The following is a 23,776-nucleotide window of genomic DNA, read 5'->3' on the forward strand; positions in this document are numbered from 1 at the left end:
CCACCGGGGCGTCGACGCCGTCGCCGGTGATCAGCCGGACCGGCCTGCCCTCCTCGACGAGCGCGCGGACGAACCGGGTCGTCCCGTCGAGGTAGCGCCGGTGGATCTCCTCGGCCCGGGCGCGGTCGTCGTCGCTGCCGTGGAAGGCCATGACGCCCACGCAGACACGGCCCCGCGGGTCCGGGGACGGCTCCGCCGGCGGAGCCGGCAGGGAGAACGCGACGTCCGGGTAGACCTCGTCGCGCGAGGTGTCCACCCCCATCGCCCGCATCGCGTCCCGGGACGGGGCGTCCCGGTACGACCGGTACGCGGCGAGCCGCCCCGACCAGCGCACCAGCGTCCGGGTGGCCCGGTTGCCGATCGGGGCGGCGCCGACGCCGACCAGCGCGACCCGGGTGCCGCACAGCCGCCCGGTCGCGCAGAGCAGGAACAGCGAGTAGGGGAAACCCCAGGGCCGCAGCGGCAGCGTGGCCTCCAGGACACCCATGCCGGGGACGATCACCACGTCGTGCCCGCGCACCCAGGCGGCGGTGCGGAACACGTCGACGAACTTGCCCAGGCCCTTGCCCACCACCGCGGCCGCGCGCGACGCGGTCCGGTACTCCCCGCGGTACCAGTGCAGCCGCGTCGCGGGGATCCCGTACCGGGCCGTCACGGCCTCGGGGCCGCCGCACAGCGCGTCCACGGCCACCTCCGGGTGTCTGTCCCGCAGATAGCCGAGCACGGCCTCCAGCGACCCGTCGTTGCCGAGGTTGCCGGAGCCGAGCAGCCCGAACACCCCCGCGCGCACCGGGGTGCCGTCCGTGGCGGTCACGGCCGCCTCCCCTCGCGGCCGGCGACCAGCGCGTCCACCGACACGTCGAGGCGGTCCGGGTCGAGCGGGGCGCGGTCCTCGACCCGCTCGCCGGCGCCCGGCCGGACCCGGCTGGTCATCCACGCGGCCAGATGCCGGTAGCAGGCGCGCCGGTCGGCCGGGGACAGCGGCGCCCGCCGGATCGCGGAGGCGAAGCCCCACACGTACTCGGCGAGCAGCCGGGGCGTCGGGTGCAGCGGCCCCGCCCGGCGCGGGTCCAGGTTGACGCACCGGGAACGCTTGCTGGGATTCGCCCGCTCGGCCCGGGTGGGGTGGTCCCGGCGGAAGTACAGCAGCTCCGGCACCTGGTGGAAGGGCCCGTGCAGGGTGATCTCGGCGACGTACGTGCGGTCCGCGTGGTGGTAGCTGTCCATCGGCTTCACCCGGCGCAGCCTGTCGGCCCGGAACACTCCGTAGAAGTCGTCGCCGCCGGGCTCGAAGAGCAGGCTGCGGAAGCGCTCCGGCGCGTGCGGCGAGTCGGTGGCGAGCGTGTACTCGTAGGGGACCTTCACCTTGCCGTCGCCGTCGATGACGGCCTGGCCGGTGTGCGCCAGGATCATCTCCGGCCGCTCGTCCAGCGCCTCCACGCAGACCCGCAGCAGGTCCCGGCCGTACAGGTCGTCGTGCGAGGCCCACTTGAACAGCTCGCCCCGCGACTCGTTGAACACGTGGTTGTGGTTCGGTGTGGCGCCGATGTTCTTCGACAGCCGCAGATACCGGATGCGCGAGTCCTTCGCCGCGTACCGCCGGCAGATGTCCTCGGTCCCGTCGGCCGAGGCGTTGTCGGAGACGACCAGCTCGAAGTCCTCGTAGGTCTGGCCGAGCAGGGCGTCGAGCGACTCGGCCAGGTACTCCTCGCCGTTGTACACGGGCAGGCCGATGCTCAGCCTGGGTTGCGCGGTCATGACGTCCTCACTTCGCGGATCGGTTCTTGAGCGTGCTCACGCAGGGCGGAGCGCAGTTGCAGCCACCACACGGCCGAGCCGCTGACGGTCGCGGCGGCGACGCCCCAGGCCGAGCCGACCGCGCCGGCCGCTGCCGCGCCGCCGAGTCCGCCGCCGACGTAGCAGACGGAGGCGAACAGCTGGCAGCGCAGGCTGCGCCGGGCCGCGCCGAGCGCGCGCAGCCCGGCAGCCGCACCGGTGCCGAGGCCCGCTCCGGCGACGCCGAGGCTGATCGGCACGATGAGCTGGGAGGCGGAGTGCCAGACGTCGCCGAGCACCGCGCGGCCGAGCCCGCCGGGGATCAGCAGCAGGGCCGCGCCCCAGATCAGCGAGCCCGCGGCCTGCCCCCCGCCGAGCATCAGGCAGAACCTGGACAGCCGGTGCGGGGCCCTGCGCAGTACCCGGGCCGCCTCCGGGACGGTGACCAGCGAGAGCCCCATCAGTACGGCGAGGAAGGGGCCCATGAGGAGCTCGGCGCCCCGCACGGCCCCCACCGCGCTCACCGCGACGATCACGCCGACCCCGTACGCCCGCAGCTGGCTCGCGCCACTGAGGCTCACGTTCTCGACCAGGTACCGGTAGCCGAGGTCGCGCTGCTCGCGCAGCCATCCGCGCGCCTCCGCCATGCGGGGCCGGATGCCGGACTGGAGGCAGCCGTAGCCCGCCGCCACCGTCGCGGACGCGCCCCAGGCGAGCACGAAGGCGGCCACACTGCCCACGCGGGCGGCCACCACCATGGCGGGGATCAGGGCGAGACCCCACACGACGTCGTTGAGGAACGCCTTCCGCCCGTTGCCCGCGGCGAAGAACGAGTACCTCCACGCGTCCTGGAGCAGCAGCCCGGGCAGCGTGACACCCAGGGCGGCGAACGCGGGCCCCACATGGCCGCCGAGACCGAGCCCGGCCGCCAGCGACACCGCGCCGAGGACGGCGCCGACGCAGAGCGCGGTACCCGTCGAGCGGCCCACCGCCCCCCGCCAGGCCGGGCCCGGCGGCCCGCTGAACCGCACGGTGAGCGGATCGGTGGCCAGCCCGCGGGAGACGTTGAGCACCACCCCGTACGTCACCCAGGCGAGGCTGAACACACCGAACGCGGTCACCCCGAGGGAGCGGGCCACGTAGATGCCGACCGCGAAGTTGCTCACGCTGGAGGCCGCCTGGTCGGCGAGTCCCCAGGACAGTCGGCCGAGCATGGCCCGCTTGGCTGTGCCCCCGGCCGTCCTGGCCGGTGCCTCCGGTGCCGTCGTCATCTCCCCGTCCGTGGTCATGTGCCTCACGCCTTGATCAGTTCGGCGCCGAGCAGGGCGTCGGCCGCCGTGGCGACGGTGTCGAACGGCAGCCCGGACCGCTCGGCCACGTCGAGCAGCGTGTGGTCGCCGTCGGCGAGGCTGAGCACCCAGAGCATGGCCATCTGCGCCTGCTTGGTGTCGCTGCGCCCGCCGAGCGCGTCGTACAGTCCGCGCCGGCCCAACTGCGGTTCGCCGTAAGGGCTGAGGTTGACGTACCGCCGGTTGCGGTCCAGGACGCCGAAGGCCTCGCGGACCACGGCGAGCGTGTCCTCCATCGCCGCGGGGGAGACGAAGTCCAGGTCGTCCGCCGAGGTGTGGTACTCGGGGTAGCCCGCGTACGGGGTCCGGCTGAGCGAGCCGACCCCGAGGTCGAACCCCGGCGAGCAGTACTGCCGCTCGTCGTAGCCGTACGGGGTGAACTCGTCGATGCGGTGCGGGCGTTCGGAGGTGTCGAGCACGTGCCGCAGCACCCGGTCGATCTCCGCGTCCCCGCGCCTGCTCTGCTTGTAGGTGAGTTGGCCCGGATCGCCCGCGCAGGCCAGCACCAGCCCGTGCCTGACCCGGTCGATGCGCTCCGCGTTGCGGGCCAGCCAGGTGATCGCCCCGATCGTGCCGGGCGCGAAGATGAACCGGTAGGTGTAGTACGGGTTCTGCTCCGCCAGCGCCCGCGCCAGGAACGTCGCCACCGCGACACCGGCCATGTTGTCGTTGGCCAGCGACGGGTGGCAGACATGGCAGGAGACGATCACCTCGTCGGTGACCTGTCCGGGGACCACGTGCTCGGCGTAGGTGAGATGGCCGTCGGCGAGGGTCGAGTCGATGCGCACCTCGTACTCGCCGTCCGGCATCGCGTCCAGGGTGTCCTGCGCCAGGCAGAACCCCCACTCCGGCTTGTAGTAGCTGGTCCGGTACGGCACCCAGGCCGGGTGCTCCGGCAGGGTGTGCAGATGCCCGCGCAGCTCGGACAGCGGCATCGTCGCCGACACCGGAACGCTGTAGCCGAGCACGTGCAGGCTGGACGCGGCGAAGTCGACGACCCGCCTGCCCGTGCCGTCGGCTATGTAGGCGTCCCGGATGTTCCACTCCTGCGGCACCGTCCAGTCGAGGACCTGGGTCCCGGTCGGCACCTCGTGCACCTGGAGCGGGATGTACTCGCCGACGATGTCCAGGGTGGCGCGCACCCCGTCCCCGGTGATGCTCCGGCAGAGCGGGTACAACCGCTCCACCAGCGCGTGCATCTCCTCGCCCGGGCCCGTCACCGGCGCCACCGCAGGGTGTCGTCGACGGTGCCGGCCTCGGAGGCCGCGCGCAGCACGGCGAGCCGGGTGAAGCGCTGCTCGAAGTTCTCCCGGGTCAGCCCGTGCTTGCGGTAGGCGTCGGCGAGTTCGAGCGCGCCCCGCTTCACCGTCCACTCGCAGTCGAAGCCGGGGATCGCCGAACGGAACCGGGAGAAGTCCACCCGGTAGGAGCGGGGATCGGCGCCGTTCTCCCCGGTGATCACCACCTTGGCGCCTTCCACCGCCTCGGCGACCTGCTCGGCGATCTCGGCGACCGTGACGTTGTTGGTCTCGCTGCCGATGTTGAACGCCCGGTCGTGCACCGCGTCCCGGGGCGCGTCCAGCGCGGCCGTGAAGGCCCGGGCGATGTCGGCGGCGTGCACCAGCGGGCGCCAGGGCGTGCCGTCGGACAGGACGAGGACCTCGCCGGACAACAGGGCGTGTCCCACCAGGTTGTTGAGCACGATGTCGGCGCGCAGCCGGGGCGAGTAGCCGAAGGCCGTGGCGTTGCGCATGTACACCGGGCTGAAGTCGCCGTCGGCGAGCTCGTGCAGGTCGTCCTCCACCCGCACCTTGGACTCCGCGTACGGCGTCACCGGCCGCAACGGCGCCTCCTCGGCGACCAGTTCGTCGCCGCCCGCGGCGCCGTACACCGAGCACGTGGACGCGTACAGGAAGCGCCGCACCCCGGCCTCGCGGGCCAGCCGGGCGAGCTTCACGGACGCGTGGTGGTTGATGTCGTAGGTGAGTTCCGGCGCCAGCGATCCCAGCGGGTCGTTGGACAGCGCGGCCAGGTGGATCACGGCGTCCACCCCGGCCACGTGTTCGGCCGTGACGTCACGCAGGTCGACCCGGGGCCCGGGCGGGTCGGCGGGCGTCGGGCCGAGCACGCAGTCGGCGAACAGGCCGGAGTCGAGTCCGACGACCTCGTGCCCGGCGGCCGCGAGGACCGGGGCCATGACGGTGCCCAGATAGCCCTGGTGCCCGGTCAGCAGTACGCGCAAGGTTCATTCCCCCAGGTCGAGAGTGAGTTTGGTGACGGCGAACGCCTCGGCGTAGCGCGCGTTGCATTCGATACCGCGGATCCGGGCGAGCCCGAGGAAGGCCTCCCGGTCGTACCAGGGCCGGTGCCGCTGCGAGGGGTAGTGCTCCTGGAGCAGCCGCACCTTCCGTTCGGCGATCTCGGGCGACAGCGGCTGGTAGGCCACCGGACGGCCGAGATCGCCGTCCCACTTGACGATCTCGTAGCCGAGCACGAGATGGTCGCGGAACGCCGTGGTCATGAGCTTCGCCAGACCGCGGTGGTCCTGGTGCGCGTCCTCGGTGCGCGGCGCGAGGACGAGGTCGGGCTCCGTCTGCGCGCGCAGGTCCTCGACCGCGCGCTTGGCCTCGTCCCAGTGCGCGGGCAGCCGGCCGTCCGGCAGCTTGTCCACCGTCAGCCGCAGGTCGGCGCCGGGGCAGAAGGCGGCGAGCGCGGCCCGCTCCTCCTGCTCCCGCTCGCTCCCGCCGCCCGAGAGCACCAGCGCGTCCACGCGGACGCCCGGGCGCGCGAGGCACAGCGCGAGCAGCGTGCCGCCCGCGCCGATGGCTATGTCGTCGCAGTGCGCGCCCACGGCGACGATCCGGTCCAGACGCCGTCCGGCGCCGAGCCCGATCACGCGGTCCCCGCGCCGGTGCCGGTCCGGCTCGCGGGCACCAGGGCCCGGGCGCCCTCGTGCTCCCACACCGCCCACGGGCGCTCGCCCCGGGCGTAGGCCTCGTCGAGCGCCGCCCGCTCCTTCACGGTGTCGGTCGGCTTCCAGAAGCCGCGGTGCTGGTGCGCCACCAGCCTTCCCTGCTTGGCCAGTTGGGCGCAGCCGTCGGCGACCAGGTCCCCGTTCTCCGGGATGTGGTCGAAGACCTCCTGGCGCAGCACGAAGTAGCCGCCGTTCTCCCACAGCGGCATGTCGCTCACCGCGGTGATGCCCCCCACCAGGCCGTCCTCGCCCAGGTCCACGCAGTGGAACGAGGACTGCGGCGGCACGACCATCATCGACGCGCCGGCGTCACGCCGGGCGAAGTTGTCGATCATCTCGGGCAGCGGGGCGTCGGTCAGCACGTCGGCGTAGTTGGCGAGGAACATGTCGTCGCCGTCCAGATAGGGGCGCACCCGGCGCAGCCGCTCGCCGATCGGCGACTCGATGCCGGTCTGCACGAACGTGATCGTCCAGGAGGAGATGTCGGTGGACAGCAGCTCGGTCCGGCCGCCCCGCAGCACGAAGTCGTTGGACGTCGTCTCCTCGTAGTTGAGGAAGAAGTCCTTGATGTGGCGGGCCCCGTAGCCGAGGCACAGGATGAACTCCGTGTGCCCGAAGTGCGCGTAGTAGCGCATGACGTGCCAGATCAGCGGGCGCGGGCCGACCATCGCCATCGGCTTGGGCACGTCGTCGGAGGTTCCGTTGCGCATGCGCATCCCGTAGCCGCCGCAGAACAGTACGACCTTCATGCCTTGACCTCGACAATGCTCAGTTCCGGAATGGGGAAGACCAGACGACCGCCCCAGTCGTGCACGAAGGACAGCTGCTCGGTCAGCTCGGTCCGCAGGTTCCACGGCAGCACGAGGACGTAGTCCGGCTTGTCGGCCGCGATCTGCTCGGGCGCCAGGATCGGGACCCGGGTGCCGGGGGTGAACCGGCCGTGCTTGTACGGGTTGCGGTCGACCGTGTAGGCGAGCAGGTCGGGCCGGATGCCGCAGTGGTTGAGCAGGGTGTTGCCCTTGCCCGGGGCGCCGTAGCCGACGACCGTCTCGCCGCGCTCGGCCGCGTCGATGAGGAACCGCAGCAGGTCCCGGCGCACCTTGGCCACCCGGGCGGAGAACTCGGTGTACCCGGACAGGTCCTGGAGCCCGGCGGCCTTCTCCCGGTCGAGGACCTCGGCCACGCGCGCGGAGGGCTCGCCGGCCGCCTCGTCGGGCCGCGCCCACAGCCGGATGGAGCCGCCGTGCGTGGGCAGCAACTCGACGTCCACGAGCGTCAGTCCACCGCTCGCCAGCGCCCGGATCGCCGAGGCGACCGTGTAGTACTGGAAGTGCTCGTGGTAGATCGTGTCGTACTGGTTCTCCTCGATCAGCGTCAGCAGGTGCTGCACCTCGATGGAGACCCAGCCGTCGTCGGCGACCAGGGCGCGCAGCCCCTGGGTGAACCCGACCACGTCGGGGATGTGCGCGTACACGTTGTTGGCCACGACCAGGTCCGCCGGGCCGTGTTCGGCGCGCACGGCGGCACCGGTCTCCGGGCTCAGGAACGCGGTGAGCGTGGGCACGCCCGCGTCACGGGCCGCGGCACCGACGTTCACCGAGGGCTCGACACCCAGACAGCGGATCCCGCGCTCCACCACGTGCTTGAGCAGATAGCCGTCGTTGCTCGCCACCTCCACCACGAAGGCGTCGGCGTCGAGACCGGCCTTCTCCACGGCGCCCTCGACGAACGTGCGCGCGTGCTCCACCCAGGAGGTCGAGAAGGAGGAGAAGTACGCGTACTCGCTGAACGTCTCCTCCGGCGTGATCAGCGGCGGGATCTGCGCCAGCCAGCAGGTGGTGCACACCCGCAGGTGCAGCGGGTACGCCGGCTCGGGCTGGTCCAGCTGGTCCGCGGCGAGAAAGCTCTCGCACGGCGGGGTCGCCCCGAGATCGACGACGCTCGCGAGCGACGCCGCGCCGCAGAGTCGGCAACGTGACATCAATTTCCCCCATCCCGCTCGTCCGGGCGTACCCGCGACGAGCCCGTTCTTTCCCCTACCGGCGGCGAGCAGTCCCCGCCGCCGGACCGTCCCGCTGTCGCGGTGCGGTACCCCTCCAGGAGTCGCTCCAGCCCGACGGCCGGACTGAAGTCCTTCTCGTAACGGCGCCGCGCCGCCTGTCCCATCTCCCGGTTGCGGTCCGGCTCCGCCGTGACCCGGCGCAGACAGGACGCCAGCGAGGCGGCGTCGCCCGGCCGGTGCAGCAGCCCGGTCCCCCCGTCCTCGACGAGTTCCACGAAGGCGCCGTGACCCGCGGCGACCGCCGGGACCCCCGCCGCCATCGCCTCCACGACCACCAGGCCGAACGCCTCCAGCCAGGTGGACGGAGCCACCACGGCGACCGAGCGCGCGATGGCCCGCCGGCACTCCTCCTGGTCGTACAGGCCGACGTAGCGCACGTCGTCCCGCCCCGCCGCCCAGGCGGACACCTCCGCCTCCAGCGGCCCCGTGCCGGCGATCACGAGCGGCACGCCGACCCCGCCGCCGGCCGCGATCTCGTCCCAGGCCGTCATGAGCAGCCGTACGCCCTTGGCCTCCGCGAGCCGGCCCAGATAGAGCACGTGCTCGCCCGCACCGGTGCGCACGACACCCGGCTCGGGCACGAAGTTGTGCTTCACCGCCAGCCGTTCGGCCGGCATGCCGGCCTCCGCGAGGACCTCGCGCTGCGCGGCGGAGATGCAGAAGAAGCGCTCCACGCCGGTCCACCACCGCCGCCGGTTGACCGACAGACTGACCGCCAGCGGCACGGTCGCCAGCCGGGAGCCGCGGTAGCAGCCGTGCCGGACGGCGGGCAGCGGCGTCGACCCCACGCAGTCGGTGCACGGCCGGCCGTCCCGCTGGAGCGTGCCGGGCGGGCAGATCTGGGTGTAGTTGTGCAGCGTGGCCACGGCGGGCACGCCGGCGTCGGCGCAGGCGGCCAGCACCGCGGGCGACAGCAGCGGGAAGACGTTGTGCAGGTGCACCACGTCCGGCCGTTCGGCGCGCAGCCGGGCCGCGAGCTCCTTGCGGACCCCCGGATTCCACGGCACCAGCAGCGGCAGCGCGGCCTTGGCCGGCAGGGACATCGAGCCGATGTCGTCGCTGCGCCGCTCGAACAGCCCGACGGTGTGGCCGCCGTCGCGCAGCAGCGCCACCTCCTGGTCGACGACCTTGTTCTCCCCGCTCGGCTGCGCCGAGGCGTAGCGGTTGTGCACCACGAGGACGTGCATGCTCAGATCACCTCCGATCTCTGGGCCCAGCGCGGGACGTGCCGTCGCGGGAGCCGGGGCGCCGACAGGGGAGTGACCTGGGCGGGGGTCGCCAGCAGGGAGGCGGCCAGGGCCAGATGCAGCAGATACGGCGAGGCGTCGCCCAGCCCGGCCTCGGTGTACGAGGCCATCGCGCAGTAGCTGATCAGGAAGATCGCGCAGGCCCGTGACAGCGACGGCGGCCGCAGCAGCGCCACCGCGCCGAGGACGACGAGGAACGCCGCCACCAGGCCGACGCCGATCACGCCCTGCTCGTTGTAGACGGCCAGCCAGCTGTTGTCGATCGGGAGCCCGTCGAACGACTTGTCGCCCAGGCCGTGGCCGAACAGGTACTCCGTGGTGCTGCGCGGTGCCGTCAGCAGGGCGTGCCAGACCTTGGCCCGGCCGGTGAGGCTGGAGAAGTTCTCCTGGCTCTGCCCGCGCAGGAACCACGTCTGGAGCGCGCCCGCGAACCCCACCGCGGCCACCGCGGAGATCCCCACCGCCCAGGTGAAGAACCGGCGCGCGGCGGCGCTGGTCAGCATGAGCGACCCGATCGCCAGCACCAGCCCCACGAGCAGACCGAGCGTGGCCGTACGGGTGTGGGTCAGGGCGAGCAGGACGAGCGAGGGCACGATGACCACGGCCGCGCTGGTCCGGTCCGTGCGGCCGTCCAGGAGCAGCAGCACGGTCAGCCCGATGATCACCGCCGCGTACTGTCCGATCTGCGGCGGGGTGAGCGGCCACAGCGCGCCGACCAGCCGTCCGCCGTACAGGTCCGGCAGGGCGGCGCCCGGAGAGGCGATCAGACCCGCGGCGACCGTCCCGAGCACCGCCAGGTACATCCGGATGTGGTGCCGGACGAAGGTCGTCCCGCCGTCCCACCAGCGGCTGAGCAGCCACAGCGTGCCGACGAAGAGAGCCAGCCGGAAGCAGCGGAACAGCGCCCCGAACCCGGACTCCAGATGCACGCTGGAGATCACGCTGAGCACCAGCAGCAGCGTGAGCAGGAACAGATAGGAGCCGGCCCGGATCCGCATCCGGGTGTTGACCGTGAGGGCCAGCGCGAACGCGGTGACCAGCGCGCCCATCGTCACCATCTGGATGAGCGAGCGGGGCAGCGGGACGATGGTCTTCGCCCCGGCGGAACCGAGCGTGTTGAGGATCAGCAGTCCCCAGACGGTCCCTACGGTCCTCGGCGTGCGGGCGACGGACGTCTCGGCCACCGTCCTGCGGTCGTCGGACATCTCAACCACCGTCCTGGGTACGGAAGGTGCTGCCCGCGTCCTGCCGGTACGGCACGGCCTGCCACTGCGCGGAGTTGAGGATCCGGCTCGGGTCGTGGGCGACGAAACTCCACGGCCCGACATAGGTGTTGTCGTGCCAGCTGTTGTGCTGCTTGAGCGTGATCGCCTCGGCCACGCGCTCGGCCTTGTACGGCGACCAGTCCGGATAGGTGCCGTAGTTGGACAGCACGGCCATGCGGTCGCACCGCACCGTGCAGCCGATCACGGACTTGTCCAGCAGGAAGCGGTTGTTGTGGATGTCCACCCGCTGGGTCTTCCACCGGCAGTCGGCGTAGAGCGGCGCGGCCGCGATCGCCGGCTGGGCACACCGCTTGGTGTTCTTCACCAGCAGCGTGCAGTCCCCGGAGGAGGTGTTGGCCGGGCTGTTGCAGAACCGGTCCGCGTTCTCCCACAGGGTGATGCCGGACCAGTTGTTCTCCAGCAGGTTCCGGTCGATCTCGATCTTGTCGGTGCGGGCCGGGATCCGCGGTTCGCCGCCGGACTCGGACAGGTAGACGGTCGCGAACGGGAAGTTGTCCCCGCGGTCGGCGTATTTGCGGCCCTCCACCCAGTTGTTCCGCCGGATCGTGTTCCCCCGGATGACCGCGTTGTAGCTGGTCTCGTAGATCAGCGCGGCGCCGTCGTTGGCCTCCAGCACGTTGTCCTCGATGAGGAAGTCGTTGTTGTTCGTGTCCGCCCAGAGGCCGGTTCCGCGGTTGTCGTGCACCCAGTTGCCCCGTACGTCGGCGCCGTTCACGGCCCAGAACTTGACGCCTCCGGTGCAGCCGCAGCCCGGCTGCCGCCGCTCCCAGTCGTCCTTGTTGTTGCCCGTGATCTCGTTGCCCTCGAGGACCAGGCCGGTGATCGGCCCGTTGCCCTTGTACGCGTTCATCCCGTACTGGCCGTTGTCGCGCAGACAGCTGGCGCGGACCTGCTGGCGGGCACCGGCCATCAGCCCGGCACCGGAGTTGTCCTGGATCGTCGCGTGCTCGATCACCCAGCCGTCGGCCGAGTCGTGGTTGACCACGCCCTCGTTCTGCGGGGGGACGAACCCCTGCACGGTCAGATAGCGGATGGTGACGTCCGGGGCGTTCCCGGCGAAGGCGTACTGGTTGGTCCTGCGGCCGTCGAGCACCGCGCCCGGCGCGCCCAGGTAGACGTCCCCCTTCTTGGGGACGACCTGGGAGTAGCGGTCCTTCTCCAGCCGGTGCCTGCCCGGCCGGAGCCAGAACGTGGTGTGCGCCGGATGGCTGTTGGTCTTCGCGGCGAGGTCACCGGCCACCGAGGGGTCGACCGTCACCGCGCCCGCCGGTGCCTTCGCCGGCCCGGGCGCGGGCTTGGCGCACATCCGCGCCACGGACGCGGACGGCACGGCGGTCGGCTTCAGCCGCGCCTCCTGCGAACTGTCGCAGCCGGTCGCCGTCGGCAGGGCCAGCGCCAGCAGTGCGGCAGGCAGCGCCCAGTGCCGCCACTTGATCCCCAAGCGTCCTTCCCCCTCTAGCCCTGGAACCTGAGTACGGTGGTGAACCCCGTCGTGCCGTCGGTGGCACCGGTGCCGACCAGCGTGGTGGCGGGTTCCTTGCGTCCGAATCCGGCGGAGTACCAGCCGAGCGGCGGTTCGCTCTCGCCGCGGTGCGCCCGCCAGTCCAGCCGGCCGGGCAGGTCGAGTTCGGCGGAGCGCTCCTCGCCGTCCCGGGTCCAGGTGAGCCGGGCCTTGTTCCCCTCCAGGTCCGCCGTGACCGCCGGACCGAGGTGGAAGACGAGACGCAGGTCCCTGCGCGGGCCCTGCACCTCGTCGGTCACCGTCAACTCACGCGTGGCATGGGCCAGTTCCACCCGGCGGCGGTGCGTGGAGGACTGATACCCGTCGTGCTCGGCGCACCAGCGGGCCGCCTCCGCGCCTGAGGTGTCCGCGACCAGGACGCGGGTGCGGGCGTGCCGGGTCCACAGGAACGGGCCGCCGGACACGGACTGGTCGGTGCCGTCCAGCTCCAGGGTGTTGTGGCCGAGGGTGGAGCGGAAGTACCGCCGCCACTCGGGCTGTCCGTGGTAGCAGTACGTCCCCGGGTCGGCGAGCACGTCGACCCCGTCGTGCCTGACCTCCACCGACAGCGCGTCCGCGTGGGCGTGCGCCGCGATGGACAGGAAGCCGTGCGGACCGCCGTCGCAGCGGGCCCAGATCTCCCCGGGACCGCGCAGGACGGTCATGCCGGCATCCGGGAAATGGGCCGGCCTGCCTGCCGGGCGGGACACGGCGGGCGAGGTCCCGGGCTTCCCGTACGGCCGGACGAGCGCGGCCAGCAGCGGAGTGCGCACATCGGTGCCGGTCACCTCCGGCCACCAGTCCAGCCGCCCGAACACGGCCTCCCCGGTGGCCAGCAGAGAACCCCAGCGGTCGGTGCCCTCGCCGTCCACGACCAGACCGTGCCCGTCGTCCGCGTCCCCCTGGCGCGGGGGCCGCAGCCGGTTGTCGACCACCGCGGCGAGCGCGTCGGTCATCCGCAGCAGCACCAGCCGGACCGTCGCCGGGACCGCCACACCGGCGGCGTCCGCCTCGGCCACCGCGGCCAGACCGAGCTCCAGCACCAGCCCGTGGTACTCGGAGGCCAGCTCGCGGTTGAGCCCCGAGCCGAACGTGTTGCCGCGCAACTGCCGGTCGAGCGTTCGCATCGCCTCGGCCCGCCAGCGCCCCGAGGAGGGGAACCAGCCGAACGCGCAGGCCGCGGCGAGCTGCCCGGCGGCCTCGGCGATGACGTGGTTGTTCGCCGAGGAGCCCCGGCTCGGGAACGCGGCCAGCCAGCGCTGGTGGTGCCAGATCTGCTCGCGCGCCACCGGGTTGTCCTCGAACAGGGCGGGCGCCCCCGTCCAGCCGTCGAGCAGCCGGCGGATCCACACCCAGGACAGCAGCCGGATCCCCAGCTCGATGCCGCTCGTCCAGTGCACCCCGCGCAGCGGCGCGTTGGCCGCCCACCACGACCGCAGGTGCGCGGCCACCCGCTCGGCGTACCGCTCGTCCCCGGTGACCGCGTAGGCGGCGGCGAGCACGGTGAGGTACTGGTGCCGGGACGGTTCCCAGATCTGCTTGATGTCCCCGACCGCCTCCTCGTCGCGGTAGGGCACGTCGAAGGCGTACACCAGCGGTGCCCGGCGCCCGGTCTTCGGGTCGTGGCACCAGTCGGGGTCGGCCAGGTCCGCGCGGTCCACCCCGAAGAACTCGGCGTGCCCGTCCATCAGCCGGTCCGCCTCGGCGACCAGACGCTTCGCGGCGTCCGGCGGCACCGCGGCGAGGGTCCCGGAGGGCAGCACGGCGGTGAACCGGGCGCCGCTCACCTCGGGACAGGCGGGCAGCGCCGAACGCCACCGCCGTCTGCGCACGGTGTCGCCCACCCGGCCGCCGACCTCCCGCGGCCCCATCCGGGACAGCCGCCGCAGGTACCAGCCCGCGCTCATCGTCATCGGGGCCCCGCCAGCGTCACCGGCGTACCGGCCGCGAGACCGGCCTGCACGGCGAGGGTGGCCGCCGTCGTGGCGACCAGCGACTCCAGCGGCACCGGCATCGGCCCGCCGGTCCGAACGGCCTTGACGAACGCGGCCAGTTCGGCGGACTGGCCCTTGTCCCGGGCCTTCGGCAGCCGCGAACTGACCCACCGCTTACGGCCGTACACCGAGGCGCGGACGAAGTCGTCGAGCCGCAGCACCTTGCCGTCCGCGACCAGGTCCAGCGTCTCCTTGGGAAAGCCCGGCGCACCGGTGGTGACATAGCTGATGGTGGCGGTGGAGCCGTCCGGGTAGCCCAGGACGATCTGGAGGTCCTCGTTGCCGGACGGGGCGACCGCGTACACCGACACCGGATCGGCGTCGAGCAGCCAGCTCGCCGTGTCGACGAAGTGGCCGCCCTCGCCGGCGAACCGCGAGCCCTCGGTGCCCTGCTGGAGGTACCAGCTGCCCTGGGTCAGCTGCCCCGCGTTGACGAGGTAGCGCAGGCTCGCCGGGCCGGTCCTGGCGCCGAACCGCTTCCTGGCCTCCTGGAGCAGCGGCGAGAACCGGCGGTTGAAGCCGACCTGGAGCCGGTCGTTGCCCGACTCCTCCACCGCGGCCAGCACACCCGCCAGTTCGTCCTCGGTGAGCGCCAGCGGCTTCTCCACGAACACCGTCTTGCCCGCCAGCAGCGCCTTGCGCGTCAGCTCGGCGTGCGAGCTGTGCCGGGTGACCACGAACACCGCGTCCACGGACTTGTCGCCGAGCACGGCGTCGAGGTCGGTGGTCGCCTCGCCGAAGCCGAACTTCCGCTGCGCGTTGGCCGCGGACAGCGCCGTCGTGGTGACGACCGTGGACAGCTCGATGCCGTCACGCTGCGCCAGGTGCGGCAGCAGCATCGAGGTCGCGTAGTTGCCCGCGCCGATGAAGGCCAGCCGTACCGGCGTCCCGGCGGCCCGGGCCGGGGCGGACACCGCGGCGCCGCCGCGCCGCACCGCGGGCACGGCCACCTCGGGGGCCTCGGTCTCGGCCCCGGTCGTGTCCCCGGGGTAGCGGAACAGCACGGCCACGGCCTTCAGGGAGCCGTCCTTCAGGTTCTGGTACGTCTCGACGGCGTCGTCGAAGTCGGCGACGTGGGACACCAGCGGCTCCACGTCGACGCTGCCGCGCGCGACGAGATCGAGGAAGCACGCCAGGTTGCGGCGCTCGGTCCAGCGCACGTAGCCGATCGGGTAGTCGCGTCCCTCCAGCTCGTACGCCGGGTCGTAGCGCCCGGGGCCGTAGCTGCGGGAGAACCGGACGTCGAGCTCCTTCTCGTAGTACGCGTTCCACGGCAGGTCGAGGCGGCACTTGCCGATGTCCACGACCCGGCCCCGGTCCCGGCACAGCCGCGCGGCCAGCTCGACGGGCTGGTTGCTGCCGCCGCCCGCGGCCAGGTACACCTGGTCGACGCCGTGCCCGCCGGTGAGTTCGGCGACGGAGTTCTCCACGGCCGTCGAACCGGGATCGCCGCAGGCCGCAGCCCCCAGTCGCTCGGCGAGCTCGCAGCGCGCCGGGTCGGGGTCGACACCGACGACCCGGACCCCCGAGGCGGTCAGCAGCTGCACCACCAGCTGCCCGATCAGCCCGAGGCCGATGACCAGCGCCACCTCACCGAGCCGCGACTCGCCCTGGCGGACCCCCTGCATCGCGATCGACCCGACCGTGCCGAAGGCCGCGTGGCGCGGCGCGAGACCGTCGGGAACCGGGGCGTAGAGGTTCTTGGGCACCCAGTTCAGCTCGGCGTGCAGCGCGTGCTCGTTGCCCGCGCAGGCCACGAGGTCGCCGACCTTCACGTCGTCGATCCCGGCGCCGACCTGCTCGACCACCCCGCACAGCGAATAGCCGAGCGGCGTGTACGAGTCCAGCTTGCCCATCACCTTGCGGTACGTGGCGGGCACCCCGTTGGTGGCCACGCTCTGCACGACCTTGGCCACCTGGTCCGGGCGGGACCGCGCCTTGCCCAGCATCGACATGCCGGCCTCGGACACCTTCATGAGCTCGGTGCCGGTGGAGATCAGCGAGTACGCGGTCCGCACCAGCACCCCGTCGGGCTTGCACCCGGGCACCGGCACGTCGAGCAGCGCCAGCTCGCCGCTCTTGTAGTTCTGTACGACCTGTTTCACCGAAGTCCTCTTGTCTCTACTGTCTCTACGCCGACACGGGAGAGTGCTGGCCGGCACCGGTGGTCGCGCCGCGATACCAGTACTCGAGGGTCAGCACGTGCCACAGATGCTTGGAGAAGTCCCGCTGCCCGGCGGCGTCCTCGGCGACCATGCGCGCCAGCGCGTCGCGGCGCAGGAGCCCCGAACGGACGAGCTCGCCGTCGTTCACCACCTCGCGCACCAGCGGCGCCAGGTCCCGGCTCATCCAGGCGCGCAGCGGCGCGCTGAACAGGCCCTTGGGCCGGTAGACGATCTCGCGGGGGAGGACCGAGGTGGCCGCCTCCTTGAGGACGGCCTTGCCCTGCCGTCCGACGATCTTGCGGTCACCGGGTACGGCGAACGCCGCCCTGACCACCTCGACGTCCACGTACGGCACCCGCACCTCGGTCGACGCGGCCATGCTCGACCGGTCCGTGTACGCGAGGTTCAGGCCCGGCAGGAACATCCGGGAGTCGCCCAGGCACATGCGGTTGACGAAGTCGTCGAGGTCGTTGTCCTCGTAGACGTCCGCGTGCTCGGTCAGCACGTCCTCGACCGTCCCGGCCAGGTCCGGATCGATCAGGGCGAGCAGTTCCTCCCGGTCGTACATGGTGTAGCTGCGCCGGAACGCGGTCTCCTCCGGCAGGTCGGCGAAGGACAGGAACCGCTTCGCGAACCGCACCGAGCGGTACCCGCGCCGGGCCGAGGCCACCGGCAGCCGGTCCACGGCCGAGGACAGACCGCGCCGCAGGGGCCGCGGGACGCGCTGGTAGCGCAGGGCGAGCACGTTGGCCAGGTGCTTGCGGTAGCCGGCGAACAGCTCGTCGGCCCCCATGCCCGAGAGCATCACCTTGACCCCGGCCTCCCGGGCGGCCGAGCAGATCAGGAACGTGTTGATCGCTGCGGGGTCGCCGATCGGCTCGTCCAGGTGGTGCGTCATCCGCGGCAGCAGGTCGAGCACGTCCGGGGCGATCTCGATCTCGTGCAGGTCGACCCCGAACCGCTCGGCGACCTGCCGGGCGTAACGCAGGTCGTCCGGCATCGCCTCGAACTTGGCGTCCTCGGCGCGGAATCCGATCGTGTACGCGGAGATCCCGGGCCGGTCGCGGGCGGCCAGCGCGGTCAGATAGCTGGAGTCGAGCCCGCCGGACAGGAACGTCGCCACGGGCACGTCGGAGAGCAGATGACGCCGGGTCGACTCCTCGACGACGGCCGCGATGTCCGGCAGTTCGCCGCTGCGGGCCCGCTCCCGGCCCTCGGCCGCGACGTCCTTGAGGTTCCAGTAACGGCCGCTGTCCACCCGCCCGTCGGGGCGGAACCGCAGCCAGCTCCCCGGCGGCAGCTTCTCCGCCTCGCGGAACGCGCACCGCGAGTCCGGCACCCAGTAGTAGAGCAGCGAGGCCACCAGCGCCGCGTGGTCAACCTCCAGCGTCCCGCCGGTCACGGCGGCCAGCGCCTTCAGCTCGGAGGCGAACACCAGGCCTTGGCCGCGCCGCAGCAGGAACAGCGGCTTGATGCCCAACTGGTCCCGCGCGAGGACCAGTTCACCGGTCCGCTCGTCGAAGATCCCGAACGCGAACATTCCGCGCAGCCGCGGCAGACAGTCCGTGCCCCAGCGCCGCCAGGCCTCCAGCAGCACCTCGGTGTCGGAGGTACCGCGAAAACGCGCGCCCGAGGCCTCCAACTCGGCCCGCAGCTCAGGTGCGTTGTACAGCTCTCCGTTGTACGTCAGGACGAGGCCGCCCGAGACCATCGGCTGGGCGCCGGTCTCGGACAGGTCGATGATGGACAGCCGGCGGTGCCCGAGCTGCACCTCGCCGTCACCGACGGGATGGCTGTAGCGGCCCGCCCCGTCCGGACCGCGGTGCGCGAGGGTCTCGGTGAGCCGGTCGGTCACGGCCTTCCCGTCGGGCCATCGGTACGTACCCGCGATGCCACACATGTCTTACCGTGCCTCCTGGTCGCTGTCCGGGACCCGCGCCGCCCACGTCGGCAGCCGCTCCGTCCGCGGCCGTTCCTCCCCCACGGCCTGAACGGCGTGGGAGGTACCCCCGCCGCCCTGCCGGGCGAGACGCTCGTTCCGGCCGCGCAGCGCGGTGTCCAGCCCGTCCCACAGCGTGCCGTCGGTCCGGTCGCGGGGATCGGGTTCGATCAGCACCACACCGATGACCTCGATGCGCTGGTCCGCGAGCTGGCGGGCCACGGTGTGCAGCCAGGCGGCACTGCCGTGCCCGGCGCGCACCACGAGCACGGTCCTGGTGCCCAGGTACCGCAGGTCGGTCCACGCCGTGCCCGGCGCCACCGAACCGACTCCGATCCGGCGTTCCTGGCGCGGCAGGGACGCGGCACGCTCACCGCTGACCACGGCCGGCTCCCCGGGACCGGGCCGGTGCCTGGCGAGCTCCGTTCCCGGCAGACCGTCGACGACGGCCACCGGCCCGTCCGCCGCCAGGGCTCCGGCGAGGTCAAGGGCGATCGCGCTCGCGGTGCGCGCACAGCCCAGTTCGAGCAGCGACACCGGTTCCGGTGAACTGCGCGCGGTGCGGGCCAGGGACGTGGTGAGCCGTTCGCGCGCCGTCCTGGTCCGCCGGCGCCGCCACGGGCCGCCCCGGCGCCGGGGCAGCTCCGTGATGACGGAGGCGCCGAGGTTCGCCGCGATGTCCCGGCGCAGCACGGGGCGGTCCGCCACCACCGAGCCGACGGCGGCCACCGCGAGCCCGAGGAAGAGACCGAGGACCAGTCCGACCGCACCGTTGGTGGCGGCGGTCTTGACCAGGGACTCGTCCACCGCCGTCGGGGTGTCCACGATCTGGGTGCCCGAGACGAGCTGGGGCGTGCCGATGCGCGCGTCCGCGGCCCGCTGGCTGTAGTCGGTGATCCGCGAGGTGAGTTCGGCGCGCCGCGCGAAGAGCGACTCCAGGTCGGCCGAGGCGTTCGGCGCGGTCTGCGAAGACCCGTCCCCGATCGCCTTGTTGACCTGGGTGAGCTCGCCCTGCATACGGTCACGCTGGTCGAGCAGGGCCTTGGCCTCGGCGGTCGCGGCGTCCTTGATGCGCTTGACGTGGTCCGCGACGAACGCGTCGGCCAGTGCCTTGGCACGTGCCTCGGCCTGCGCGTCGGTGTCCCCCGTGACCGTGATCTGGAGGACGTTGTTGGTCAGGCCCAGACCCGCGTAGTCCTTCATGAAGTCCTCCGGCTTGACCGGAGAGTGGAGGGCCCGGAGGGCCTGGTCGGCGATCCGCGTGGTCTGGAGCAGCGCCACATCGGTGCGGATCAGCGTTCCGGGGTCGTTCGGCTGGTCCTCCTGGTGCGCGACCAGGACCTTGGCCACCGCGGTCGGCGGCGCCGGCATCACGACCGCCACCGTGGCGCCCACGAGCAGTCCCAGCACCCCCGCTGAGCACCAGAGGCGGCGCCGCCTGCGCACCGCCGTCACCAGTGCCTGGAGGTCGACCAGCGGAGTGGCGGCCGACGACTCCGACGTCGTACTCGTCGTCACCCTGAACTTCCCTTCGCGTCGTGTCCGACCGCGAGCACCGGCGTGGCGGCCTCCCGGGGGAGACCGGTGGTCCGCGCCGGGACGGCCCGGACCATGCCGGCGAGGACGACGCCGACGATCTCGTGCTTGGAGTCCGCGCACGCCTCGGCGATGCCGGAGAGCTCCGCCGCGGTCCGGCTGCCCGTGCTCAGCACGACCAGGGCACCGGACTCCTCGCCGCGGTCCGGGACCAGCGGCCGGGACGCCGAGACCCCCACCAGCCGCAGCCGCGGGTCGTTCCCCGCCGCGGCGACGAGCTGTCCCGCGGCGAGGCGGGCGATCTCGTCGCCGTCCGGGACGAGCACCAGCAGCCGCCTCGGGGCGGGCACCCGGTCCCGCAGACGGGAGCACACCCGCAGGTACGGGATCTGCCGGCCGGCCTCGTCGCCGTACGCCTGCGGTGCAGGGATGTCCCAGCGGACGTCCGTACCCAGCAGCCGGCCGATTCCGGCCCTCGGGCCGTGTCCTCCCGGCCGGTGCAGGGGCCGTTCACCCGCCACGTCCACCGTGCCGAGCAGCGTCGAGCCCAGTGCGGCGGCGATCTCCGGCTGGGTGCGCAGCCGGCGGCTCATCCGGGCCGCCGTGAGATGGCCGATGATCCCGAGCAGCAGGAACAGCACGGCCCCGGCGGCGATCAGCTGCACGCGCGTCGGCGGTGTCTCGCCCGTCGGCCGGGCCGCGGGGCCCATGACGACCATGTTGGCCTTGCCCGCGGCCGGGTCGGTCTGGTTGAGCTTGGTGATCGCCTCCTGGAGCGTGGTGCGCAGCTTCTCCAGCTCGGTGCGCGCCTGCACGCCCTCGACGGTCTTGCCCGGATCGGCCGCGTCGGCCAGTTGCGAGATGCGGCGGCTGGTCTGCGCCACCGTCTCCTGGAGCGACTCGCGCTGCGCCGCCGACTCGGGATCGGCGTTGTCGTCGACCACCCGCGCCGCGAACGACACGAACTGCTGGGCGACCTGGTCGGAGAGCTGCTGCGCGCGCCCGGGGGTGTCGGCCGTGGCCGAGATCTGGATGATGTTCCCGTCGGAGGTCTTGGCACTGACCTGCTTGCGCAGGTCGCTCTTGCTGACGTCGGACCAGTGGAGCGCGTCGGCCGCCGCGTCGACCACGACCGAACTGGTCGCGACCTCCTGCTGGGTCAGCAGCTCGCGCTCCTCCCACGCGCCCGGCAGCAGTACCGACGCGGACGTCGTGTACTGCGCGGGGAACAGCAGCGAGACGCCGTAGCCGGCGAGCGCGCCCACCAGGGCGAGGACGGCGAGGAGCCGCCAGCGCCGGCGGAGAATCCGCCCGATGGTGACCAGACGTATCGTGTCATCGTTCAACGGTGCCGCCTCCGCCCGGTGCGCGGTCCGGGCCGCCCGCCGACGCCGGGGCGTCGTCACCGCAGGCGGCGGCGTAGGCGGCGAGCAGCGAGGCCTGCGAGTTCCGCCAGGAGAGCGGACCGCTGATCCGCTCCTGGCCGATCTTGCCCATCAGTTCCCGCTTCTCGGGGTCGTCCAGCAGCTGCGCGACGAGCCGCGCGAACGCGGACTCGTCGTTGGCGGGCGCGTAGACGGCGGCGTCACCGGCGGAGACGCGTGCCTCCCGGAGCTCGAAGGAGACGAGCGGCCGGCCCATCACCATGTACTCCAGGACCTTGTTCATGGTCGAGACGTCGTTGAGCGGGTTGTGCGGGTCGGGGGAGAGGCACACGTCCGCGGTGGACAGGTAGCGCACCAGGTCGGCGTCGGGGATGCGTCCGGTGAACTGGACCTGCTCCGCCAGCCCGAGCTCCCGGGACAGCTCCACCATCGCGTCGAAGGTGTCGCCGCCGCCGACGAACACCGCGTGCCAGTCGGTCCGTCCGACCTCGTCCCGCAGCTTCGCGAGGGCCCGCAGGGCGTAGTCGACGCCGTCCTGAGGGCCCATCACGCCGAGGTAGCACAGCAGATGGGGCTTGCCGCGCTTGAGCTCCGGTTCCGGCGGAACGGGGTGGAACCGGTCGATGTCGGGCGCGCTGCGCACCACGAAGACGTCCTCGGGCCGCCGGCCGCCGCGGCGCACCGCGGTGTCCTTGTAGCTCTCGTTCGTGGCGAGCACGACGTCCGCGGCCCGGTACGTCATCCGTTCCAGCGCGCACACACCGCGGTAGAGCAGGTCCTCGCCGCGGTCGAACCGCGAGAGGTACAGCTCGGGCACCAGGTCGTGCTGGTCGAAGACGAACCGCGCTCCGCGCCGCTTCAGCCACAGCGCGGGCAGGAACAGCAGGTCGGGCGGGTTGCAGGCGTGGACCACGTCGACCGGACCGACCTTGCGGGCCAGCCGGAGCGTGTGCCACAGCGCCGTTCCGTACTCCCGCAGATAGCCGGCCGGTCCGCCGGTGGCCGCGCGCAACGGGTAGCGGTGGATCCGCACCCCGTCGATCTCGGCCTCCGGCTCCGTGTCCCGTTTCGTGCCCTGAGGGCAGATGACGTGCACGGTCCAGCCCGCGTCGCGCAGGGTCGTGCATTCCTGCCACACCCGTCGGTCGAACGGCACCGACAGGTTTTCCACAAGGATCAGCGCGCGCCGGTCAGCCCGGTCACCGCTGGTCGATTTACCAGGCAAGGCCCATGTATCCCGGTTCGGTCCGGCGCGCTTCGGCGTCGGGAAGGCGGACAAGATCGACGATCAACGGGCCGTCACCGTGGGGCAGAGCGGACAGGACCGCCGGATCCTTCGTGCCGACCAGGCACACCTCGGCGTGATCGAGGACCTCGTCGACGGAGTCGGCGAGCAGCTGCGCGAGGTGCGGCAGCCGGGTCTCGATGTACTCGCGGTTGGCGCCGAGCAGCCGGGAGAGGCTGACGTTGGCGTCGTGGATCCGAAGGTCGTAGCCCTTGCCGAAGAGCCGCTCCGCCAGCTCGACGAGCGGGCTCTCGCGCAGGTCGTCGGTGCCGGGCTTGAAGGAGAGCCCGAACAGGCCCACCTTGCGCTTGCCGGTGCGCTCGACCAGCTCCACCGCCCTCTGGAGGTGGTCGGAGTTGGACGGCAGGACGTGGGAGAGGATGGGCACCGAGACATCGGCCCGCTGTGCCGCGTGGACCAGGCTGCGCAGGTCCTTGGGGAGGCAGGAGCCCCCGAAGGCGAAGCCGGGGCGCAGATAGGCGGGGCTGATGTTCAGCTTGCGGTCGGCCAGGAACACGTCGATCACCTGGTGCGAGTCCACCCCGAGCGCCTGGCACACCGAGCCCAGCTCGTTCGCGAAGCCGATCTTGAGGCCGTGGAACGCGTTGTCCGCGTACTTGATCGCCTCGGCCACGGGGATCGGGACCCGGAACACCTCGCCGGGCAGGCCCTCGTACAGGGCCGCCACCACGTCACCGCTCGCCGCGTCGAGTTCACCGATGACGGTCTTCGGCGGGTCGAAGAAGTCCCGCACGCTGGTGCCCTCGCGCAGGAACTCCGGGTTGACCGCGACCCCGACGTCCACGCCGGCCGTTCCGCCGACGTACTTCTCCAGGATCGGCAGCAGCAGGTTCAGGCAGGTGCCCGGGAGCATGGTGCTGCGGAACACGACGGTGTGCCGGCCGCCCCGCTCGGCCAGCGCGGCACCGATCTCCTCGGTGACCCGCTCCAAGTACGTGGTGCACAGGCTGCCGTTGGGCTCGGAGGGCGTGCCCACGCAGATCAGTGACACCTCGCTGTTGGCGATCGCGTCACGGACGTCGGTGGTGGCGCGTAAGGCCCCGCTCCCCACGACGTCGGCGACGAGCTCGCCGATCCCCTCCTCGACCACCGGGGCCTTGGCGCCGTTGACCAGGTCGACCTTCACCTGGTTGACGTCCACGCCGATGACCTCGTGGCCCTGGCCTGCCAGGCACGCGGCCGACACACAGCCCACGTAGCCGAGCCCGAAAACGCTGACCTTCATGACCCGTTCCTCCCCCAGGGCAGACCCTTGC

Annotated in this window: 18 protein-coding genes; all 18 read right to left on the minus strand. The window is 72.4% G+C overall.

Annotated features, from left to right (window positions below):
• On the minus strand, window positions 1-814 hold an 814-nt coding region (locus ACFWI4_RS38055; RefSeq protein WP_387205858.1), incomplete at its 3' end, for a polysaccharide pyruvyl transferase family protein.
• Window positions 811-1,758: a glycosyltransferase family 2 protein gene (locus ACFWI4_RS38060; RefSeq protein ID WP_387205860.1), complete on the minus strand. Its 948-nt coding sequence runs from the start codon at window positions 1,756-1,758 to the stop codon at window positions 811-813. The genes ACFWI4_RS38055 and ACFWI4_RS38060, both read right to left, overlap by 4 nt.
• Window positions 1,755-3,065 carry a hypothetical protein gene (locus ACFWI4_RS38065; RefSeq protein WP_385394645.1) on the minus strand — a complete coding sequence of 437 codons (1,311 nt, stop codon included), beginning with the start codon at window positions 3,063-3,065 and terminating at the stop codon, window positions 1,755-1,757. The genes ACFWI4_RS38060 and ACFWI4_RS38065 overlap by 4 nt, the downstream gene beginning before the upstream one ends.
• Window positions 3,066-3,070: 5 nt before the next feature.
• Complete coding sequence (locus tag ACFWI4_RS38070; protein ID WP_387205862.1) at window positions 3,071-4,354, minus strand: DUF4910 domain-containing protein; 1,284 nt, start codon at window positions 4,352-4,354, stop codon at window positions 3,071-3,073.
• Window positions 4,342-5,367 (minus strand): NAD-dependent epimerase/dehydratase family protein, encoded by a 1,026-nt coding sequence (locus tag ACFWI4_RS38075; RefSeq protein ID WP_387205864.1) that lies wholly within the window; start codon window positions 5,365-5,367, stop codon window positions 4,342-4,344. Before ACFWI4_RS38075 ends, ACFWI4_RS38070 begins: the two co-directional genes overlap by 13 nt.
• Before the next feature lie 3 nt (window positions 5,368-5,370).
• Complete coding sequence (locus ACFWI4_RS38080; RefSeq protein WP_387205866.1) at window positions 5,371-6,021, minus strand: PIG-L deacetylase family protein; 651 nt, start codon at window positions 6,019-6,021, stop codon at window positions 5,371-5,373.
• Complete coding sequence (locus ACFWI4_RS38085) at window positions 6,018-6,848, minus strand: glucose-1-phosphate cytidylyltransferase (RefSeq protein WP_387205868.1); 831 nt, start codon at window positions 6,846-6,848, stop codon at window positions 6,018-6,020. Before ACFWI4_RS38085 ends, ACFWI4_RS38080 begins: the two co-directional genes overlap by 4 nt.
• Window positions 6,845-8,080, minus strand: coding sequence for a class I SAM-dependent methyltransferase (locus ACFWI4_RS38090; protein WP_387205870.1), 1,236 nt, complete (start codon window positions 8,078-8,080; stop codon window positions 6,845-6,847). Before ACFWI4_RS38090 ends, ACFWI4_RS38085 begins: the two co-directional genes overlap by 4 nt.
• Window positions 8,080-9,348, minus strand: a complete 1,269-nt coding sequence (locus ACFWI4_RS38095; RefSeq protein WP_387205872.1) for a glycosyltransferase — start codon at window positions 9,346-9,348, stop codon at window positions 8,080-8,082. Before ACFWI4_RS38095 ends, ACFWI4_RS38090 begins: the two co-directional genes overlap by 1 nt.
• 2 nt (window positions 9,349-9,350) lie before the next feature.
• Window positions 9,351-10,613, minus strand: coding sequence for an O-antigen ligase domain-containing protein (locus ACFWI4_RS38100; RefSeq protein WP_387205874.1), 1,263 nt, complete (start codon window positions 10,611-10,613; stop codon window positions 9,351-9,353).
• A 1-nt stretch (window position 10,614) separates the two neighbouring features.
• Complete coding sequence (locus ACFWI4_RS38105; RefSeq protein ID WP_387205876.1) at window positions 10,615-12,135, minus strand: right-handed parallel beta-helix repeat-containing protein; 1,521 nt, start codon at window positions 12,133-12,135, stop codon at window positions 10,615-10,617.
• A gap of 14 nt (window positions 12,136-12,149) precedes the next feature.
• Window positions 12,150-14,108: an alginate lyase family protein gene (locus ACFWI4_RS38110; RefSeq protein WP_387205878.1), complete on the minus strand. Its 1,959-nt coding sequence runs from the start codon at window positions 14,106-14,108 to the stop codon at window positions 12,150-12,152.
• Complete coding sequence (locus tag ACFWI4_RS38115) at window positions 14,105-16,294, minus strand: bi-domain-containing oxidoreductase (RefSeq protein WP_387205880.1); 2,190 nt, start codon at window positions 16,292-16,294, stop codon at window positions 14,105-14,107. The genes ACFWI4_RS38110 and ACFWI4_RS38115 overlap by 4 nt, the downstream gene beginning before the upstream one ends.
• Before the next feature lie 25 nt (window positions 16,295-16,319).
• Window positions 16,320-18,254 (minus strand): asparagine synthase (glutamine-hydrolyzing), encoded by a 1,935-nt coding sequence (asnB, locus tag ACFWI4_RS38120; RefSeq protein ID WP_387205882.1) that lies wholly within the window; start codon window positions 18,252-18,254, stop codon window positions 16,320-16,322.
• 3 nt (window positions 18,255-18,257) lie between these two features.
• The gene (locus tag ACFWI4_RS38125; RefSeq protein ID WP_387205884.1) at window positions 18,258-19,811 is read right to left on the minus strand and encodes a Wzz/FepE/Etk N-terminal domain-containing protein; all 1,554 of its coding nucleotides are present in this window, start codon (window positions 19,809-19,811) and stop codon (window positions 18,258-18,260) included.
• Entirely contained in the window at window positions 19,808-21,175 is a 1,368-nt protein-coding gene (locus ACFWI4_RS38130; protein ID WP_387205886.1) for a Wzz/FepE/Etk N-terminal domain-containing protein, read from the minus strand. Before ACFWI4_RS38130 ends, ACFWI4_RS38125 begins: the two co-directional genes overlap by 4 nt.
• On the minus strand, window positions 21,165-22,439 hold the full coding sequence (locus ACFWI4_RS38135; RefSeq protein WP_387205888.1) for a glycosyltransferase family 4 protein: 1,275 nt from the start codon (window positions 22,437-22,439) through the stop codon (window positions 21,165-21,167). The genes ACFWI4_RS38130 and ACFWI4_RS38135 overlap by 11 nt, the downstream gene beginning before the upstream one ends.
• Window positions 22,429-23,745, minus strand: coding sequence for a nucleotide sugar dehydrogenase (locus ACFWI4_RS38140; protein ID WP_385394681.1), 1,317 nt, complete (start codon window positions 23,743-23,745; stop codon window positions 22,429-22,431). Before ACFWI4_RS38140 ends, ACFWI4_RS38135 begins: the two co-directional genes overlap by 11 nt.
• Window positions 23,746-23,776 lie beyond the last annotated feature (31 nt).

The organism is Streptomyces sp. NPDC127038 (genome assembly GCF_042725875.1).
In the GTDB taxonomy this organism is placed as follows: Bacteria; Actinomycetota; Actinomycetes; order Streptomycetales; family Streptomycetaceae; genus Streptomyces.

Bases quoted from the DNA above. Each gene is read 5' to 3' on its own strand.
- ACFWI4_RS38060 (WP_387205860.1), bottom strand. From the start codon at position 1,758: ATGACCGCGCAACCCAGGCTGAGCATCGGCCTGCCCGTGTACAACGGC.
- ACFWI4_RS38065 (WP_385394645.1), bottom strand. From the start codon at position 3,065: ATGACCACGGACGGGGAGATGACGACGGCACCGGAGGCACCGGCCAGG.
- ACFWI4_RS38085 (WP_387205868.1), bottom strand. From the start codon at position 6,848: ATGAAGGTCGTACTGTTCTGCGGCGGCTACGGGATGCGCATGCGCAAC.
- ACFWI4_RS38090 (WP_387205870.1), bottom strand. From the start codon at position 8,080: ATGTCACGTTGCCGACTCTGCGGCGCGGCGTCGCTCGCGAGCGTCGTC.
- ACFWI4_RS38095 (WP_387205872.1), bottom strand. From the start codon at position 9,348: ATGCACGTCCTCGTGGTGCACAACCGCTACGCCTCGGCGCAGCCGAGC.
- ACFWI4_RS38100 (WP_387205874.1), bottom strand. From the start codon at position 10,613: ATGTCCGACGACCGCAGGACGGTGGCCGAGACGTCCGTCGCCCGCACG.
- ACFWI4_RS38110 (WP_387205878.1), bottom strand. From the start codon at position 14,108: ATGACGATGAGCGCGGGCTGGTACCTGCGGCGGCTGTCCCGGATGGGG.
- asnB (WP_387205882.1), bottom strand. From the start codon at position 18,254: ATGTGTGGCATCGCGGGTACGTACCGATGGCCCGACGGGAAGGCCGTG.
- ACFWI4_RS38140 (WP_385394681.1), bottom strand. From the start codon at position 23,745: ATGAAGGTCAGCGTTTTCGGGCTCGGCTACGTGGGCTGTGTGTCGGCC.